We start from the raw sequence: 17,254 nt of genomic DNA on the forward strand, positions 1-17,254 counted from the left end.
CGTTAAAAAATTAAAAATAAGCTTTCAGTTGAACAGTCCCTGTATGAATCGTTTTGCTGGTTTCGGTCTTTCGTCCGAAATAATTTAAATTCAAATCTAAAAATTTAGTAAGTTTCTTTTGAGCTAATAAACTCCATGTAAAATTATTTCCGGGTTGTAAGCCTTCTAAAATCTGATAGGCTACAGGTGTATTTGCATTTCCGGTAAATTCATTTTTAAAGAAATTAACTTCACCAGTCAATGCCAGTTGATTCGTGTTATTATAAGTAAAAGAGAGTCCGTAATTACTCTGTAACAATTGCTCCATACTTCCAATAGTATTGTCTTTTGAAGTGTATTGATAAAACACATCAAATCGTGCATTTTCATTAAATATGTATGATAATTTGGGCTGAAACCTTACTTCATCCAGCTTGTAATTACGTGTGACAAAATTTTCATTTAAACTTTCATTCGTCTCCAAACTAGACTGTAAATTTATCAACCAGCTCGTCCAGAATTTATGGTTGAATTGCACTTGATGACTCTGCAATTTATTCTCCTGAAAACCTATTGACAATGTCGTTCTGTTGGTATTTGATAAAAAGGTATAAGATGTTGTAAAATGCTGTTGTCCTCTATTAAAGAATACTACATTTCTAATGCTATTATTTAATGCCAATTGGCTTTCTTCATCTGTCGAAAACGGATTCAAATCAAACTCCTCACCTTCTCGTTTATTTTTCCTATCAATTAAAAAAGAGGTTTGATTATAAAAATGAGACCAGAATTTCTTCATGTTATCTTCGGAAACAGACCATTGTTTCGGATTAATGGTCAGCGTTTGGCTAAAGCGATTTTGATGGGTTTTCACAAACACCTGATTAGGCAACAACACCCGAATATAATCCCCTTGATCAGAAAATTGAGCAACTTCAAATTCATTGAGTTCTTGTATACCATTCTCGTTATAATCTATCCAGGTATACGCACCTTGACCAGGTTCTACTTCAACATAGGTAAAATCCTGTTGTGGTAATGTTCCCGAATTGGTTTCAAAAACCGTATTCCAAAGCACTAAATTATTCCATAATTTTTGACTAAAGTTTAATCTGGAGTTTAATGAATTTTCATCTTCAACACTATCATCATCACTTTTTAACCTACGGAAATTGGCATAAATACCTAAATTGGTATTTTGATTTTGAATGATTTTTGATTTTAAATAATAAGTGTTAGAGCTATTTACACGTTTAACCTCATTGGCCCTTAAGCTATCATTCACTCGGTGTTTATAACCAATTTCAACAAAAACACCTGTACTGTCGCCATAACCTGTAAAGGCTTCATAAGACGTAAAACGCTGACTCAAATTGGTTAATTGATTGGTTGCTCGTTCGCGTTGTTCGCTATCTTCAAGAGCTATTTTGGCTCCAACCCATTGTTTGTTAAAAGTATAAGTTACTCTATTAAATGAACGTATAAACGTAGAGGTCGACAAGTTACTTTTATTACTCAAAAAACTTGAGTTTGTAAATATATTGAAGTCTTTTAATTGAAGATTAGCTAATACATTATGACGGTTTCCGTTAAAATTTTCAGAGTAATTCAGATGTTCAAACTTATACGTTGCAATACCCTTTTTCGAATGTATGAGGTCTAAACCCGAAGACCATAACATCTGGTTTCCTAAGGGATTTTCGAGATTCCAATCTCTATCAAATTCGGCGCGATACAGTCGCTGGATGGTATTAAAGTTTTTATTGATAATATCGACATCAGCATAAGCATTAAGATTCCAGAGGCTGTCAGTTTTAATAATAGTCTGGTTGACTTTAAGTTTGGCGGCAAAACCGTCATTATCATTATCATCTAAACTAGAAAATAAGTTAACATCATTTTTACTTCCAGAAAGTTCAAAAAAGATGTCGGTTTGCGCACTGGGTTTATAAGTTCCGTTAACCACTGCAACCTGAAGTTTTTCGGGTGCAATTAAACGCACAATAGGGTCGTAATTTCCTTGCGGAATGCCATTAACAGGAGCGATATATTCAAAAATGTTTTCAACAGCATTACTGTTTATCAAGACATAATTACCTTGGTTTTCACCAACCAGAGTAAACCGAACGCTAAACAATTCGTCATCTGGATTGTTTGAAAATACAAATACTTCATTGCCATCAACAATATCTTTTCGATATAATATTCGGTTGTCATCAAAAGCTTCAGCAACATCAGAAGGCGCAACCATTAAGGTTTCGTCGTCTCCAGCATTTGATAAGATTTCAACCTGTTCAGGAGACAGGTTTTGTTGTAATGGCTGGTTTTTTGCATCAGCTTCAGAATAGACAAACACCCCAAGTTTTAACGTTTCTGTTTCATATGATCCGCCTCCAAAAATGGTAAACCTCGAAAAGTTTCGCTCACTAAATTGGTAATCAACAGTGATACGCATTTCTGAAGTGATTGGATACGTTGAATTAAAAATAATCTCTCCAGCATTATAATCGATAATATAATCTTTGTTTTCACCACGTTCAATAGGAATGCCGTTAACGTAAACCGTTTCACTTCCCGAAACAATTAGCACAAATAATTCGTTATTGGGTCCAGTAAGTTTATAGGGTCCTTGATTACCTTCTTGAGCAGTAAATTTACTCGTTGTAAATTGTCCACGCACTAAAGCTCCAGAGGCGAAGGCATTTGTTTTTGATGTTTCACCATCAAAATTAGCACTAACCTGCAAGCCCTGTACACGCTTGGTGAAATTTGCAAAATAGCTATTGGTATTAACCAAATCGATATCTCCGGCTCTAATGTTCCAAGAGTCGCTAAACAGCTCTATAAACACTTGATCAAATTCGTCTAAGCGTTGCGAATATCCACTTTCCTGCAATGGTATATTTGCATCTTGAATGGAGGCTCTAAGTGAGACTTTATCACTTAATTTTCCGGAAATTTGCAAATCGAGTTCACTATTTAATACTGAATTTTGATTGTTCCCTAAGGTCACACCTCTCGAGATACTTCCAGATGTACTTAAACCATCAAACGGCGTAAAACTTTGCTCTACATTAGATTGGTTGAGTTTATAAAGTTTTTGAAGATTGCCAGTGTTTTGTACAATTATCTTATCGTCGAGCTGAAAATATTTCCGCGTTAAAAAATCGGGATAACGCAAATAATCGATAGCTACAGAATCGACATCGATAGGTTTTTTAAACCTGAGAACTGCCTTAGCAAAATCAACACTGTAATAAGACGTATCGATTGTGGTTTGATCTTTCCGTTTTAATATAAACCAACTTGAATTTATACTCACAGTATCGATTTGTATCGAATCTTTAACAGCCACTAGTTTACGCCTGTAATTAGAGCTATCTTCTTGAGCTAAAGCACAAAAAGACATCATAAAACATAAAATAGAAATAGCAATTTTCATTCCCTATATAAACTTCTAAAGACAGAAATTATTTTATGGTTAAAATGCCCTTAAAATAATAGTGTAAAAGTACAGTATTATTTAATTTAGACCGATAATAGACATTTAACAAAAAATATCTAATAAATTTATATTATGAAAATAGTTTCTTACAACGTAAATGGCATCAGAGCAGCAATGAACAAAGGCCTAATCGACTGGCTTACAAGTGCAAATCCAGACGTGATTTGTTTGCAAGAAATTAAAGCCATGAAAGAGCAAGTTGATATAGAAGCTATTGAAAATGCAGGTTACAAATACAACTATTGGTTTAGTGCGCAAAAGAAAGGTTATAGTGGAGTTGCTATTTTGAGTAAAACCGAGCCTGATCATGTTGAGTATGGAACAGGTATTGAATCTATGGATTTTGAAGGCCGAAATATTAGAGTTGATTTTAATGGTCTATCTATTATGAGTATGTACTTACCTTCTGGAACCAATGACGCGAGACTGGCACATAAATTTGAGTATATGAATATGATTCATCAGTATTTAAATGACTTACGCCAGGAGAAACCAAATTTAGTTGTATTGGGAGATTATAATATTTGTCATGAAGAAATAGACATTCATAATCCAAAAATGAAAGGTGTCTCGGGATTTTTACCTGAAGAGCGTGAATGGCTTGGGAATTTTATAAATAGTGGTTTTATAGATTCTTACAGATATCTACATCCCGAAAAGCAGGAATTTTCCTGGTGGAGCTACAGAGCCAATTCTAGAGCTAATAATAAAGGCTGGCGTTTAGATTATGCTATGGTGAGTGAGCCTTTACAAGAAAATATAAAACGTAGCGTTATCCTTACTGAAGCTGTCCATAGTGACCATTGTCCAATTCTAATTGAAATAAAACACTAACATTAAAACAACTTAACCTGATTACCATGATTAAAAAATTGTCATTAATAGCACTTAGTTTATTATTAACCACATCTTGTGTTTCTAAAAAAATATATACCGATTTAGAAGATAAATATGCTAACCTGAAAAAAGAAAACCGAAAATTATCTGATGATAATGCCAGTTTACAAACTGCTTTAAATAAAGCTAAAAATGAACTCAGCACTTTGCAAGATAACTATGACAATGCCATTGCTAACCGAAACCGATGGGAAGGCGAATATAAAGCTTTAGTTAACGAACATAAAAACCTTGAAGATTCCTATGAGGCATTAGAAAAAAACAGTAGTGCTTCTATTGCTGCAAATTCAAAAAAGAATAGAGAACTACTGGCACAACTAGAAGCTAAAGAACAAGCCATATTAGCTGAAAACAGGAGACTAGAACAGCTTAAAAAAGAATTAGAGTCTAGATCACAGCGCGTTGCCGAATTAGAAAATGTGATTGCTTCTAAAGATGCAGCCATGACACAATTAAAGAATGCAATTTCTAAAGCCTTAACCAATTTTGAAGGTAAAGGCCTCACTGTAGAACAACGCAATGGTAAAGTATATGTATCTATGGAAAATAAACTTCTTTTTGAATCTGGAAGCTGGGCAGTTGGCACACAAGGCAAACAAGCGGTAAAGCAGCTTGGTGAAGTTTTAGCTGATAACCCAGACATTGCTATTTTAATAGAAGGTCACACAGATAATGTCCCTTATAAAGGCAATGCACAATTAAGTGGTAACTGGGATTTATCAACTAAGCGCGCCACAGCCATCGTTAATATATTGAGAGAAAATGCGAGTATTAACCCAGAGAATTTAACAGCAGCTGGTCGTGGTGAATTTGCACCAATTGCCAGTAATGATACTGCTGAAGGTAAAGCCAAAAACCGTCGTATAGAAGTTATTTTAACTCCTAAACTGGATGAGATCTCTAAGCTTCTGAACGATATTTAATATCTAAAATCTTAACATACATTTAGATGGTTCTGTTTATATAAGCAGAACCATCTTCTTATCTTTACATTTATAAAAAAACAAGGCAACTAGGTTCGCAGATGATAATCGAACCCTATTAAACTAAAATAATGAGATTCTGAAACAAGTTCAGAATGACGATACTATGAGATACACAACATTACCAAAAACCGATATAAAAGTTAGTAAAATATGTCTTGGGACTATGACCTGGGGAAATCAAAATACTCAAGAAGAAGGGTTTGCCCAAATGGATTTAGCTTTAGACAAAGGTGTTAATTTCTTTGATTGTGCAGAATTATATCCTGTGCCAGCTACTGCTGAAACTTATGCAGAAACCGAACGTATTATAGGAAACTGGTTTGAGAAAACAGGACATAGAGATAAAATTGTATTAGCTACCAAAATAGCAGGAACAGGTGATTATACAGCGCATATTAGAACTAATGGATTTAGTAAAGCAGCACTTCATGATGCTGTTCATAATAGTTTGAAGCGTCTCAAAACCGATTATATTGATTTATACCAATTGCATTGGCCAGAACGTGATACCAATACGTTTGGAATTAGAGATTATACACATAATCCTAATGACCCATGGACTGATAATTTTAATGAAATTTTGCATAACCTCGATGAACTTATCAAATCGGGTAAGATTCGCCACGTAGGAATTTCAAATGAAAAAGCATGGGGAACCATGCGTTACTTAGAAGAATCTAAAACCAATAAACTTCCGCGAATGATTACCATTCAAAATGCGTATTCGTTATTAAATCGTGTGTTTGAAGGTGATATGGCAGAAATAGCCATTCGTGAGGAGATCGGACTCTTAGCTTATTCGCCAATGGCATTTGGTGTGCTTTCAGGCAAATATATTAATGGGACCGCAGGTGAAAATGCACGATTAAAGTTATTTCCGAGATTTTCGAGATATAGTAGTGCTAAGGCTACCGAGGCTACAAAACGTTACATGCAAATTGCTAAAGATCACAATATGACTTTAGCACAAATGGCTCTGGCTTTTGTAACCGACAGACCATTTATGACGAGTAATATTATTGGAGCAACTTCTTTAGAACAGCTGGAAGAAAATATTGATAGCGTCGATATTATACTAAACGATGAGATTCTTAAAGCAATTAATGACGTGCATGCAGAGATTCCTAATCCTGCGCCATAAGTAACATTATGACAGCTAAAATAAACTTAATATTATTCATTTTAATGATTAGCTCTATGAGCTGTAAAGCTCAACAGACAAATGGCTCCTCATCTGACGTAATTAGTATTACGTCAAAACTAATTGGCGCTTGGGTTTCAGAGGATGACGCAAATTGGACCATAGAATTTACAACAGATGGAAAATGTTATTGGCACTACACCAATGACGATACAGATACTCATGACTTTTCAGTATCTACATCATCACCTCAATGTGGATATGATGTTAGAACCAATGTTACGGAAGACTTTTATCTACGTTTAATTGACCAAAGTGATGCTTCAGAAAGCTGCTATGAAATACTAGGTGTAAATGAAGATTCCCTATCACTAAGTACAATTAGCTTAACTGTGAAAAATTATCTATTCAATAAACAGTAGATATAATATACTCATTAAAAACAAAAACCCCTTTCCGTTATACGAAAAGGGGTTTTAGATATTATTTGATTTCCTTACCATTTTTGTCAAAAAAATGATATTCAAGATATGTGTAAGCATCTCTAGGTAAAACTTTTACCCATTTTTTGTGTTCTAAAAACCATTTAGAACGTACTGATGGAAACCCTTTGGTTAAAAAGGCTGCTATAAATGGATGCGCATTTAAGGTTATCTTTTTATAGTCTTTTTTGAAAAGCCTTTCTAGGTCTTGCGTAATGTTTTGAATCACTTTAATAGGTGCTTCAATTTCACTACCTGCAACACCATTAGGATTTTCTTCTTTTGTTTTAATGTTGCGTTCTGGGCGAACACGTTGTCTGGTAATTTGTATTAGACCAAACTTACTAGGCGGCAAAATTTTGTGTTTTGCCTTATCATCTTTCATTTCGTCACGAAGATGATTGTACAATTTTTTTCGATTCTCTGCTTTATTCATATCAATAAAATCTACTACGATAATGCCTCCCATATCACGTAAACGCAATTGTCGGGCAATTTCTGAAGCAGAAATCATATTAACTTCTAGAGCAGTGTCTTCTTGATTTTTTTCTTTGTTAGATCTGTTCCCACTATTGACATCAATAACATGCATCGCTTCGGTGTGTTCTATCACCAAATAAGCACCTTTTGCCATAGATACTGTGCGACCGAAAGACGTTTTGATTTGACGTTCGATGCCGAACTTTTCATAAAGTGGCACGCCATTTTTGTACATCTTAACTATTGATTCTTTTTTAGGAGCAATTTCTTGAACATAATCTTTAATTTGTTCATACAGCACTTCGTCATCTACTGTAATTCCTGAGAATGAATCGTCAAAAATATCTCTTAAAATAGAAGAGGCTTTGTTCATTTCACTCAAGACTTTACTAGGATGATGTGCTTTGTTTAATTTTCTACACATTGCTGTCCATCTATTCAGCAAATTCTGTAAATCTTTGTCGAGTTCGGCAACTTTTTTGCCTTCTGCGACCGTACGAATTATAACTCCAAATCCTTTTGGTGTTATACTCTTGACCAAACGCTTTAAACGTTCTTTTTCTTCTTTAGATTCAATTTTTTGAGAAATTGAAATACGATCAGAAAATGGTACCAAAACTATATAACGACCAGCAATAGATAACTCGCTACTAATACGAGGACCTTTGGTTGAAATTGGTTCTTTTACAATTTGTACTAATAGAGACTGATTTGACTTTAAAACATTGGCTATGCTTCCGTTTTTGTCAATATCTTTCTCAAACTGAAAATTTTTCAGTAAAAAATCGGTATGTCTACCTGCGCTTACACGTTTAACGAATTTTAAAAGTGAAGGCAATTTTGGTCCTAAATCATGATAATGCAAAAATGCATCTTTTTCATAACCTACATTTACAAATGCAGCATTTAGACCAGGAACAGCTTTGCGTATTTTGGCAATAAATATATCACCAACAGCAAAGTTGTTATCATCTTCATCTTTGTGTAACTCGATAAGTTTTCCATCTTTTAATAAGGCAAAATCAACAATATCAGAACTCGATCTAATAATCAATTCTTTTTCCATGTTGTTAATTTTAATCTATCTCAATTCATTTTGAAACAGATGGATTTTATTTTGACACAGGATATTTAATCCAGCAAACTCATGCACCACGTAGGTAAAACGCAATGAAACTCATGAATTTTATATCAAAGAACGTTGTTTTTATAAATTGAAAAAGTAGTTAAAAAACTACTTTCTCAATTTATTTCTTTTTGTGACGATTAGCGCGTCTACGTTTTTTACGCTTATGCGTCGCTACCTTGTGTCTTTTTCTTTTTTTACCACTTGGCATAAATAAGTCTTTTTTAAATTAATGTTTGTTTTAATGTTTTAGTTGACCTCAACATTGGTCTTAACACCTTCTACAAATACTTTTGCAGGTTTAAATGCAGGAATATTGTGTGCTGGTATCTTAATTGTTGTGTTTTTTGAAATATTACGTCCAGTTTTTTCAGCTCTTGTCTTTACGATAAAACTTCCGAAACCTCTAAGGTACACGTTATCTCCTCCTTCTAATGAAGATTTTACTTCTTCCATGAATGTTTCAACTGTTGCTTGAACATCTCCTTTCTCAATTCCTAATTTGTCAGAAATTTTAGCTACTATATCAGCTTTTGTCATTGTTATTAATTTTTAGGGTTATCTATTAATTATAAGGGATGCAAATATAGGTAATTTAATTTCAATATTTCAAGCGTAATTAATTAAAATTTAACCTAGTAAAGATTTATTTTTGCAAATATTTATTCTTTTAAATGAATTTTACGAAAATTTTAACACATTGGTATTCAGTAAATAAGAGGAGTTTGCCTTGGCGAAATACTAAAAATCCCTATTACATTTGGTTGTCTGAAATAATTATGCAGCAAACTCAAATTAAACAAGGATTACCATATTATGAAGCTTTTGTTACCAATTACCCAACGGTTTTTGATTTGGCTCAGGCAAATGAACAAGATGTTTTGAAACTCTGGCAAGGTCTCGGTTATTATTCTCGTGCTCGAAATTTACATGCTTCAGCCAAATACATAGCTCACGAATTAAACGGCCACTTCCCTACAACTTACTCCGACTTACTAAAATTAAAAGGTGTTGGTGATTATACTGCCAGTGCTATTGCTTCAATTTGTTTTAATGCACCTACGGCTGTTGTTGACGGCAATGTTTACAGAGTACTTTCCAGATATTTTGGGATAGACACTCCTATTAATAGTACTAAGGGCATTAAAACGTTTAAAACTTTAGCAACGACCTTACTGGATACTAAAAACCCTGGAGATTATAATCAGGCAGTTATGGAATTTGGTGCTACACAGTGCAAACCTAAAAATCCAGATTGTACTGTATGCCCTTTAAAAAACAGTTGCGAGGCACTTCAACAACATCGTGTTGATCAACTTCCTGTTAAACTTAAAAAAACTAAAGTCACAAACAAACATTTCAATTTTTTAGTATTCATTTCCGAAGATCAAAGAACACTCTTTGAAAAACGTTCTGAAAAAGGAATTTGGCAAAATCTGTATCAGTTCCCTTTGATAGAAAGTGAAGATGCAATTTTGTCTGAAGACTTTAAAACCCATCCTTTAGTTAGTCGGTTTTTTGACACTATTGACTTTTCATATAGTCTTTACAATACTGAAACGATAATTCATAAACTATCGCACCAGCACTTATACACAAAATTTTGGATTATTGAAGTGAAACAACTTCCTGAAAAAGGTATTCCTATTTCAAAACTAAAAACGTATCCTACACCTATATTGATAGGTAATTTCATAGATTCTTTTAACTTTTGACGCAGTGCTTTCAAAATTTTAGCAACTTAAAACATACTGTTTTTATTGCTTTATAACTAGTTAAAGCTAATTATGGGCTTTCATATTTTTTTTATACTTTTATTAACCAACTTATTGATTTCAAAATGTTTAATTTTGCAGTCTAAATTAAAATGAAATATGTCAGGAACATTAAATAAAGTGATGCTTATTGGGCATTTGGGAGATGAAGTTAAGATGCATTATTTTGATGGTGGAAACTGTGTTGGACGATTTCCGTTAGCAACGAATGAAACTTATACCAACAAGCAAACTAATGAACGTGTCACCAATACCGAATGGCACAATATTGTGGTTCGCAACAAAGCAGCCGAAATTTGTGAAAAGTACTTATCTAAAGGTGATAAAGTCTATATTGAAGGACGCCTCAAAACCAGAAAATGGCAGGACGATAAAGGTGCAGACCGTTATTCTACCGAGATTCAGTGTACTGATTTTACATTTTTAACAACTAAAAATGAGAGTCAAGGTGGAAATTCGCCATCTTCAAACCCTCAGCAAGCGGCTCAAAAACCTGCTGCAAATCCTGTTTCTGAACCTTTAACTGAAGATAACGATGATCTTCCGTTTTAAATAAACTAAACTTAAATTATTTACCTTGGATCCTGAACCCACGAGTTTAATAATCACAATGCTTTCGGTAAACGTATCATTCGTTTCTGGACTTATTTTACTTTTTATTTTACTATTGTTTTCTGCATTAATTTCTGGTGCTGAAGTTGCATTTTTCTCACTAATCAAATCTGACATTGACGCAGGTTTAGAAGAGAATCCAAAAAAATTTAATATTATTTCAAAGCTTCTCTCGCGTCCAAAAAAACTATTGGCTACAATCCTTGTTGCTAATAATTTTATCAATATCGGGATTGTTATTTTGTTCTCCTATTTAGGAGAAACCATGTTTAAAAACATTGAGGTCACCTGGATGAGATTTATTTTAGAGGTCGTTGTCATCACCTTCTTAATTTTACTCTTCGGAGAAATCGTCCCTAAGATTTATGCGAGTAGAAATCGTGTTAAATTTTCAACATTTATGGCCATTCCTTTACAGGTTTTAGATGTGATTTTTTCACCCATAAGCTTACCAATGCGACATGTTACTCTAACGATTCATAACAAGTTAGGTAAGCAAAAATCTAATCTTAGTGTTGATCAACTTTCACAAGCCTTAGAATTAACTACCGATGGAGACACTACTGTTGAAGAGCATAAAATATTACAAGGTATTGTTTCCTTTGGAAATACAGACACCAAGCAAGTGATGCGTCCTAGAATGGATATTTTTGCGCTTAATGAAGACACGCCGTATATTGATATAATTCCTGAAGTCATTAAAAATGGATATTCTAGAATCCCAGTTTATAAAGATAGCATTGACAATGTTACTGGTATTTTATATATCAAAGACTTACTACCACACATAGAGCGTAAAGAGTTTGAGTGGACCACATTACTTCGCGAACCGTTTTTTGTACCTGAGAATAAAAAACTGGATGACCTTATGGTCGAATTCCAAGAGAAAAAAGTCCATTTAGCTGTTGTTGTCGATGAATATGGTGGCACCTGTGGAGTTGTATCCTTAGAAGATGTTATTGAAGAAATTGTAGGTGATATCAGTGACGAATTTGATGACGATGATGTTATATACACCAAAATTGATGATAAAAATTATTCGTTTGAAGGTAAGACTACTTTAAAAGATTTCTATAAGATTTTGAAATTTAATGATGAAGCAACTTTTGAAGAATACAAAGGTGAAGCTGAAACCATTGCTGGGTTTGTTTTAGAGATTTCTGGTATTTTCCCAAGACGTCACAGTAAAATAAATTTCAAAAATTACGTTTTCACTATAGAAGCAATTGACAAAAAACGTATTAAACAGATTAAGTTTACTATTTTAGACTAATGACCTTAAAAAAAATTATTATTCCACTACTGGCTGTTGCTTGTTTTTCTTGTGGTAACGACCCATTACCTAAGCCTAAAGCCATGTTGAGGCTAGAGTATCAAAAACCAGAATACTCCAAAGTAGATGTACGCTTACCTTTCACTTTTGAAAAGAATAGCAATGCCGATAAAATTTCAAACATCAAATTAGATGGTATTAACAATACGTATGGTGTTGATATCAATTATCCTAAAATGAAGGGCACCATCTATCTCACTTACAAAAAAGTCAATGCTACAAATCTTGACACCTTACTGAGAGACGCTCAAAATTTAACTCAAAAGCATACGATAAAAGCCGATGAGATTGAAAGTATCATATATGAAAATCCTAGTCAAAATGTGTATGGGATGTTTTATGAGGTTGGTGGCAATGCTGCATCTCAATCTCAATTTTATGTAACAGATAGCATCAATCACTTTTTAAGTGGTTCTTTATACTTTTATGCGAAACCCAATTATGATTCGATATATCCAGCTGCAGTATATCTTAAAAACGATATCAAGCATATTATGGAAACAATAGCGTGGAAAAAATAACGATATGCATTTTGTATTAATACTAAAAAAAGCCTTGACAAATTTGTCAAGGCTTTTTTAATATTCTAGTGAAAATGATTAACTCAATTAGTTAGCAACCCATTCTCCACCCATTTTGATTAGGCTGAAATCTTCTGTAGCGTTACTTCCGATATAAACATCAACAGTAACAATATACTTTTGCTCTTCAGCTGCTCCTGGATCTAAATTGTCTAAAATTAAACCTAAAGCAGTGATCATCATCTCGTCACTCCAGTTTGTGCTTCCTCCAGTTCTATTGAAGTTACCAAAGTTATCAAGGTTACCTGCTGCAGCTTCAAAACCTGGCTCATCAATTAATGCAGCTGCGGCTAAACTATAATCAGAACCTTCTAAGGTATATCTAATCGTATTATCTGGTACCCAAATACCATTTTCTAATCCAAACTGTAAAGAAGTTTCAATAACACTTTCATGACCTATCCATTCTCCGTTAGTATACGTGTATAAGTTACCTCTTGTTCCTAATCCGCTGTTACTTGAGAAGTACTTGTAAATCACAAAGATTTCATCTTCTTCCTGAGCAAAAGGATAGTTAAGTTCTAAAAATGTTGGTAAGTAGTTATCAGCTGGTGTACCACTACTAAAGTTATTGAAAGCACCTGGTTGTCCAGAACCTTCACCCATTGAATCGTAATCAGAAGTACTTAAATAGTAAACACCTTCAGCAGCTTCCCATTCACCACCTTCGTATACGAAATACTCACCTTTAGCATCTGTTTCGCCAGAAACACCAATAGCTCTTACAGCTAAATCCTGCACTCTCCATCTTGGAGAATCTGAATCTGTAGAACTATACTTAAGTGCAATATGAATTGTTTCGTCATCATAATCTGAAAAATCAAAATCTTCTGAAGTTGTTAAATTTCCGTAGATCGTTTTATCAAAAGCAAAAGCCTCCCAAGTTGCAGCCATGATATCTCCTCCAGTTGTATAGTCTGTAGATACTAAAATATCGATTAAAGTATCATCACCTAAGAAGTCGATTTCCTGAGTAATCTGTAATAATAAATCAGACTGACCTGTTAGGTCAATTTCAGGAGAAACTAACCATTCTTCGACAGCATTAGGCATTGTAGTAAAACCAGAACCTTGAACATTAGATGAACCAACTGTCCATCCTAAATCGGCAGGTCCAGAAACATCTATAGATTCAAAACTATCGTAATCTGCAGGGAACTCAGCGCTATATAAGTTAGCTAAACCAATTTCAGGAGTTGCTACATACTGGTCATACTCCACAAGAACGATTTGTCCTTCTGTTGGTGCTGCAATTTGAGCACTTAATACAGCTGGAATCTCTTCAGTTGGATCAACATTTGGATAGAATCCAAAAGCATCACTTCCTGTTGTAGCATAATCAGCATTTGTAAATTCATAAGTATCGGCACCTGTGTAATCACTTACACCTTCTGCAGATCCTACAAATAAGTTATACGTTACCAGAGCAGAAGAACCATCTCCAAAGAAAGGGTATCTGTCGGCTAGTAAACCTGGTATAGCAATTCTAGCATCTTCATCAGAGCTAAAGTTTCCGAAATCTAATTCTAACTCGTCATAATCATCATCAGTTAATGTATACTCTACATCTCCAATAACTGGATTATCCTGATTAGCAAGATCATTATTAATATCTTCAACAGGATCACATCCTGTGAAAATTGCGCCTAAAAAGGCTAATACATAAACTATTCTTTTCATTGTTCTATTTTTTTAAAATTTAAGTTTTGCTCCAACACTAAATGTTCTACCAAAACCATAGTATACTAATGCTGTCTCTGCATTTGATCCTGTACCATCTAATGCATCTGCAATATAATGGGTATTAAACACATTGTTCATTCTAGCGGTTAATGAAGCATCAAACTCTCCAAATGAGAATCCGTGAGTAATTGCTGCATCAAAAACGCCATAAGCAGGAACTTCCCAAGGATCAGGAGCACCTTCTGTACCTCTATCACTAGGATCGAAATCAGCATATAAACGATCAAAGTAGTTGTAATCAACACTCAATCTTGTTTTAGCACCAAATTTATAGTTAAGTCCGAGTGCCATTGTTGTTTGAGCAGCATCACCAACAGGTGTATCTTCGATAAATAAATCTACCGTATCAACGACTTCTTGTTCTTCATTTAAAATTTCAACACCAGTTACATCTTCTTCCCATCTCCAGTCTCCTAAAGAAACCATACCTGTGATATCTAATCTATCTGTCGCTTTATAGACAAAATCAACTTCGATACCTTGGTGGATTGCGTTTACACCTAAAATGTTAGCAAATCCTGTTTCATCTTCACTTAATTGAAATGGAATTGTTTCTGTTCTATCTCTCCATGCAGTTCTGTATAAGTTTACATTAGCAGATAATTTATCACCTCTAAATCCGTAACCTAATTCAAAACTTAAGATTTTCTGGTTTTCAGCATTCTCATTAATTTCTTCGTTATTAAAGTTAGGGAAAACCGCATCAAAATCTGCTGCTTTTTCAAAATACCCTAAGTTAACGAATACATTATGCTTATCTGTAAGTCTGTAGTTTGCACCACCTTTAGCTCCAAAACCAAAGAAGTTATAACGATCTGTTTCTCTTAAAGGATCGTCTGGAGTATATTGGAAATAATCAACTCTTTTGTAAGACGTGTTTGAGGCATTTAAAGAAATAAATGTGTTAAACTTTTCATTTACATCATACTCTAATTGAGCAAAAGCACCTAGCCATCCTACAAGACCATCGTTATAGTAAGATACTTTATCACCTACTCTAGAGATTCCTGTTGGATTATTTACATTATCTTCATTTATGATAAACTGACCACCTAATAAATCGGTCACTTCTCTAAAGTGAATTCCTTTATAGTTTCTGTAATCTAAACCAGCTAAAAGTACTAAGTCATCAGACAAATCTGATTTTAAAGTTGATAACACTCCATACCAGTTATGGTCATTACGTGATGCTCTTAATGCAGCACTAGAACCATTAGCTCCATGAGCAATGTTTTCTTCAACAATACGGTCAAAATCTAAAGGACCAAACTCTCCAATACGGTAATCTGGGCTTGTAAATTTAAATCTTGCATCACCTTCAAATCCTGGTGTCTCAGCATCACTTCCAAGAGTTCCACCTCCACCACCAGATCCAAACGATACATAAGCAGCAGTTGAAATACTTGTTTTGTCATTAAGATCCCAATAGTGATTTAATGATATTTGAGGTTTGTGATAGAAGTTATCTTCTATAAATGTTACTTGTCCATTTTTATATCCCCAATCTGAGTTATACTTGATCCCATCTTCACTACGTCTGTAGGTATCAATTAAATGTCTGTTTTGTCTTTGACCGTGACGTTGTTTTGCTCCAAAAGCTGTAAATGATAATTTGTGTTGGTCATTGATTTCTTTAGATACGTTAACAAAATAAGATACCGCATTAAACTGTGTTCCTCTAACATATCCGTCACCATCTGTTTTAGCAGCTGAAACTGTAGCAGCAAAACCATTATCCATTAATCCTGTAGAGTACGTCACACCAAATTTAGTATAACCATCGTTACCTAAAGTAGTCATGATGTTTCCACCCTCTTCAGCATCGGTTGTTTTAGTTAAGATGTTAATTGTACCACCAACAGAAGGCACAGCAACTCTAGCAGCACCAAGACCTCTTTGTACTTGCATAGAACTTGTTACATCACCTAATCCTGCCCAGTTACTCCAAAATACACGACCATTTTCCATATCGTTTACTGGTACACCATTAATCATTACAGCAACGTTTTCAGAGTTGAATCCACGTAAGTTAATACGTCCATCACCAAAACCACCACCAGATTTAGTAGCATACACACCAGGCGTAGATTTTAATACTTCAGGAAATTCTTGAGTTCCTAATTTCAATTGAATGTCAGCAGCTCTTACTGTAGATACAGCAACAGGTGTTTTTCTATCAACTGCAACAGAAGCAATAATTTGAACTTCTTGTAAACCAACTTCACTAGATTCTAATACAATAGTTCCTAAGTCCTGCGTTGCAGAAAATGGAATAGTTTTAGAAGTGTACCCAACGAAGGTAATCACGATTTCTCCAGAAGAAGCTTGTGTTTTAAGGGTGAAATTTCCATCAAAATCGGTGTTAATACCATTTGATGTCCCTTTTTCAACAACATTCGCACCTGGTAATGGCTCATTGAAATCTGAACCGACAACTTTACCAGTAATTGTGCTTTGTGAAAAGGCAAGTGTAGTACAGCAAAATACAACAAATACCAATAAACATTTTGAAAATTTTTTCATTGTTTAAGAATTATTTAAGAGTTTTAATTTTCGGCAAAAATACGCTTGAACTGGCGATACTATATTACCTTAATGTTAAGAATTATTAACA

General features: G+C 34.2%; 13 protein-coding genes. 8 read left to right on the forward strand and 5 right to left on the reverse strand.

The window, feature by feature from the left end; genetic code table 11:
- Positions 1-10: 10 nt before the first annotated feature.
- Positions 11-3,421 (reverse strand): hypothetical protein, encoded by a 3,411-nt coding sequence (locus H7350_RS02215; RefSeq protein ID WP_204344237.1) that lies wholly within the window; start codon positions 3,419-3,421, stop codon positions 11-13.
- 135 nt (positions 3,422-3,556) lie between these two features.
- Between H7350_RS02215 and H7350_RS02220 the strand changes: the two genes are divergently transcribed.
- The 4 genes from H7350_RS02220 to H7350_RS02235 all read left to right on the forward strand — a co-directional run bounded on the left by H7350_RS02220 (position 3,557) and on the right by H7350_RS02235 (position 6,930).
- Positions 3,557-4,318 carry an exodeoxyribonuclease III gene (locus tag H7350_RS02220; protein WP_204344238.1) on the forward strand — a complete coding sequence of 254 codons (762 nt, stop codon included), beginning with the start codon at positions 3,557-3,559 and terminating at the stop codon, positions 4,316-4,318.
- 26 nt (positions 4,319-4,344) lie between these two features.
- Complete coding sequence (locus H7350_RS02225; RefSeq protein ID WP_204344239.1) at positions 4,345-5,304, forward strand: OmpA/MotB family protein; 960 nt, start codon at positions 4,345-4,347, stop codon at positions 5,302-5,304.
- Between the two features lie 166 nt (positions 5,305-5,470).
- Complete coding sequence (locus H7350_RS02230) at positions 5,471-6,508, forward strand: aldo/keto reductase (RefSeq protein WP_204344240.1); 1,038 nt, start codon at positions 5,471-5,473, stop codon at positions 6,506-6,508.
- 8 nt (positions 6,509-6,516) lie between these two features.
- Positions 6,517-6,930, forward strand: coding sequence for a hypothetical protein (locus H7350_RS02235; protein ID WP_204344241.1), 414 nt, complete (start codon positions 6,517-6,519; stop codon positions 6,928-6,930).
- Between the two features lie 61 nt (positions 6,931-6,991).
- Here the strand turns inward: H7350_RS02235 and H7350_RS02240 are convergent, their stop codons facing one another.
- Complete coding sequence (locus H7350_RS02240) at positions 6,992-8,536, reverse strand: Rne/Rng family ribonuclease (RefSeq protein ID WP_204344242.1); 1,545 nt, start codon at positions 8,534-8,536, stop codon at positions 6,992-6,994.
- 309 nt (positions 8,537-8,845) lie between these two features.
- Positions 8,846-9,136 carry an HU family DNA-binding protein gene (locus H7350_RS02245; RefSeq protein WP_028870804.1) on the reverse strand — a complete coding sequence of 97 codons (291 nt, stop codon included), beginning with the start codon at positions 9,134-9,136 and terminating at the stop codon, positions 8,846-8,848.
- Between the two features lie 134 nt (positions 9,137-9,270).
- Here H7350_RS02245 and mutY point away from each other — a divergent pair, with 134 nt between their 5' ends.
- The 4 genes from mutY to gldD all read left to right on the forward strand — a co-directional run bounded on the left by mutY (position 9,271) and on the right by gldD (position 12,837).
- Complete coding sequence (mutY, locus tag H7350_RS02250) at positions 9,271-10,311, forward strand: A/G-specific adenine glycosylase (protein ID WP_204344243.1); 1,041 nt, start codon at positions 9,271-9,273, stop codon at positions 10,309-10,311.
- Positions 10,312-10,470: 159 nt separating this feature from the next.
- Complete coding sequence (locus tag H7350_RS02255; protein ID WP_204344244.1) at positions 10,471-10,923, forward strand: single-stranded DNA-binding protein; 453 nt, start codon at positions 10,471-10,473, stop codon at positions 10,921-10,923.
- Positions 10,924-10,948: 25 nt separating this feature from the next.
- A complete protein-coding gene (locus H7350_RS02260; protein WP_204344245.1) occupies positions 10,949-12,256 on the forward strand; it encodes a gliding motility-associated protein GldE in 1,308 nt (435 codons plus the stop codon).
- On the forward strand, positions 12,256-12,837 hold the full coding sequence (gldD, locus tag H7350_RS02265) for a gliding motility lipoprotein GldD (protein WP_204344246.1): 582 nt from the start codon (positions 12,256-12,258) through the stop codon (positions 12,835-12,837). Before H7350_RS02260 ends, gldD begins: the two co-directional genes overlap by 1 nt.
- 87 nt (positions 12,838-12,924) lie before the next feature.
- Here the strand turns inward: gldD and H7350_RS02270 are convergent, their stop codons facing one another.
- Together H7350_RS02270 and H7350_RS02275 are read right to left on the reverse strand one after the other, a co-directional pair.
- Positions 12,925-14,577: a choice-of-anchor J domain-containing protein gene (locus H7350_RS02270; protein ID WP_204344247.1), complete on the reverse strand. Its 1,653-nt coding sequence runs from the start codon at positions 14,575-14,577 to the stop codon at positions 12,925-12,927.
- A 12-nt stretch (positions 14,578-14,589) separates the two neighbouring features.
- Positions 14,590-17,163, reverse strand: a complete 2,574-nt coding sequence (locus H7350_RS02275; protein ID WP_204344248.1) for a TonB-dependent receptor — start codon at positions 17,161-17,163, stop codon at positions 14,590-14,592.
- Positions 17,164-17,254: the final 91 nt, after the last annotated feature.

The organism is Psychroserpens algicola (genome assembly GCF_014526325.1).
Taxonomy (GTDB): domain Bacteria; phylum Bacteroidota; class Bacteroidia; order Flavobacteriales; family Flavobacteriaceae; genus Psychroserpens; species Psychroserpens algicola.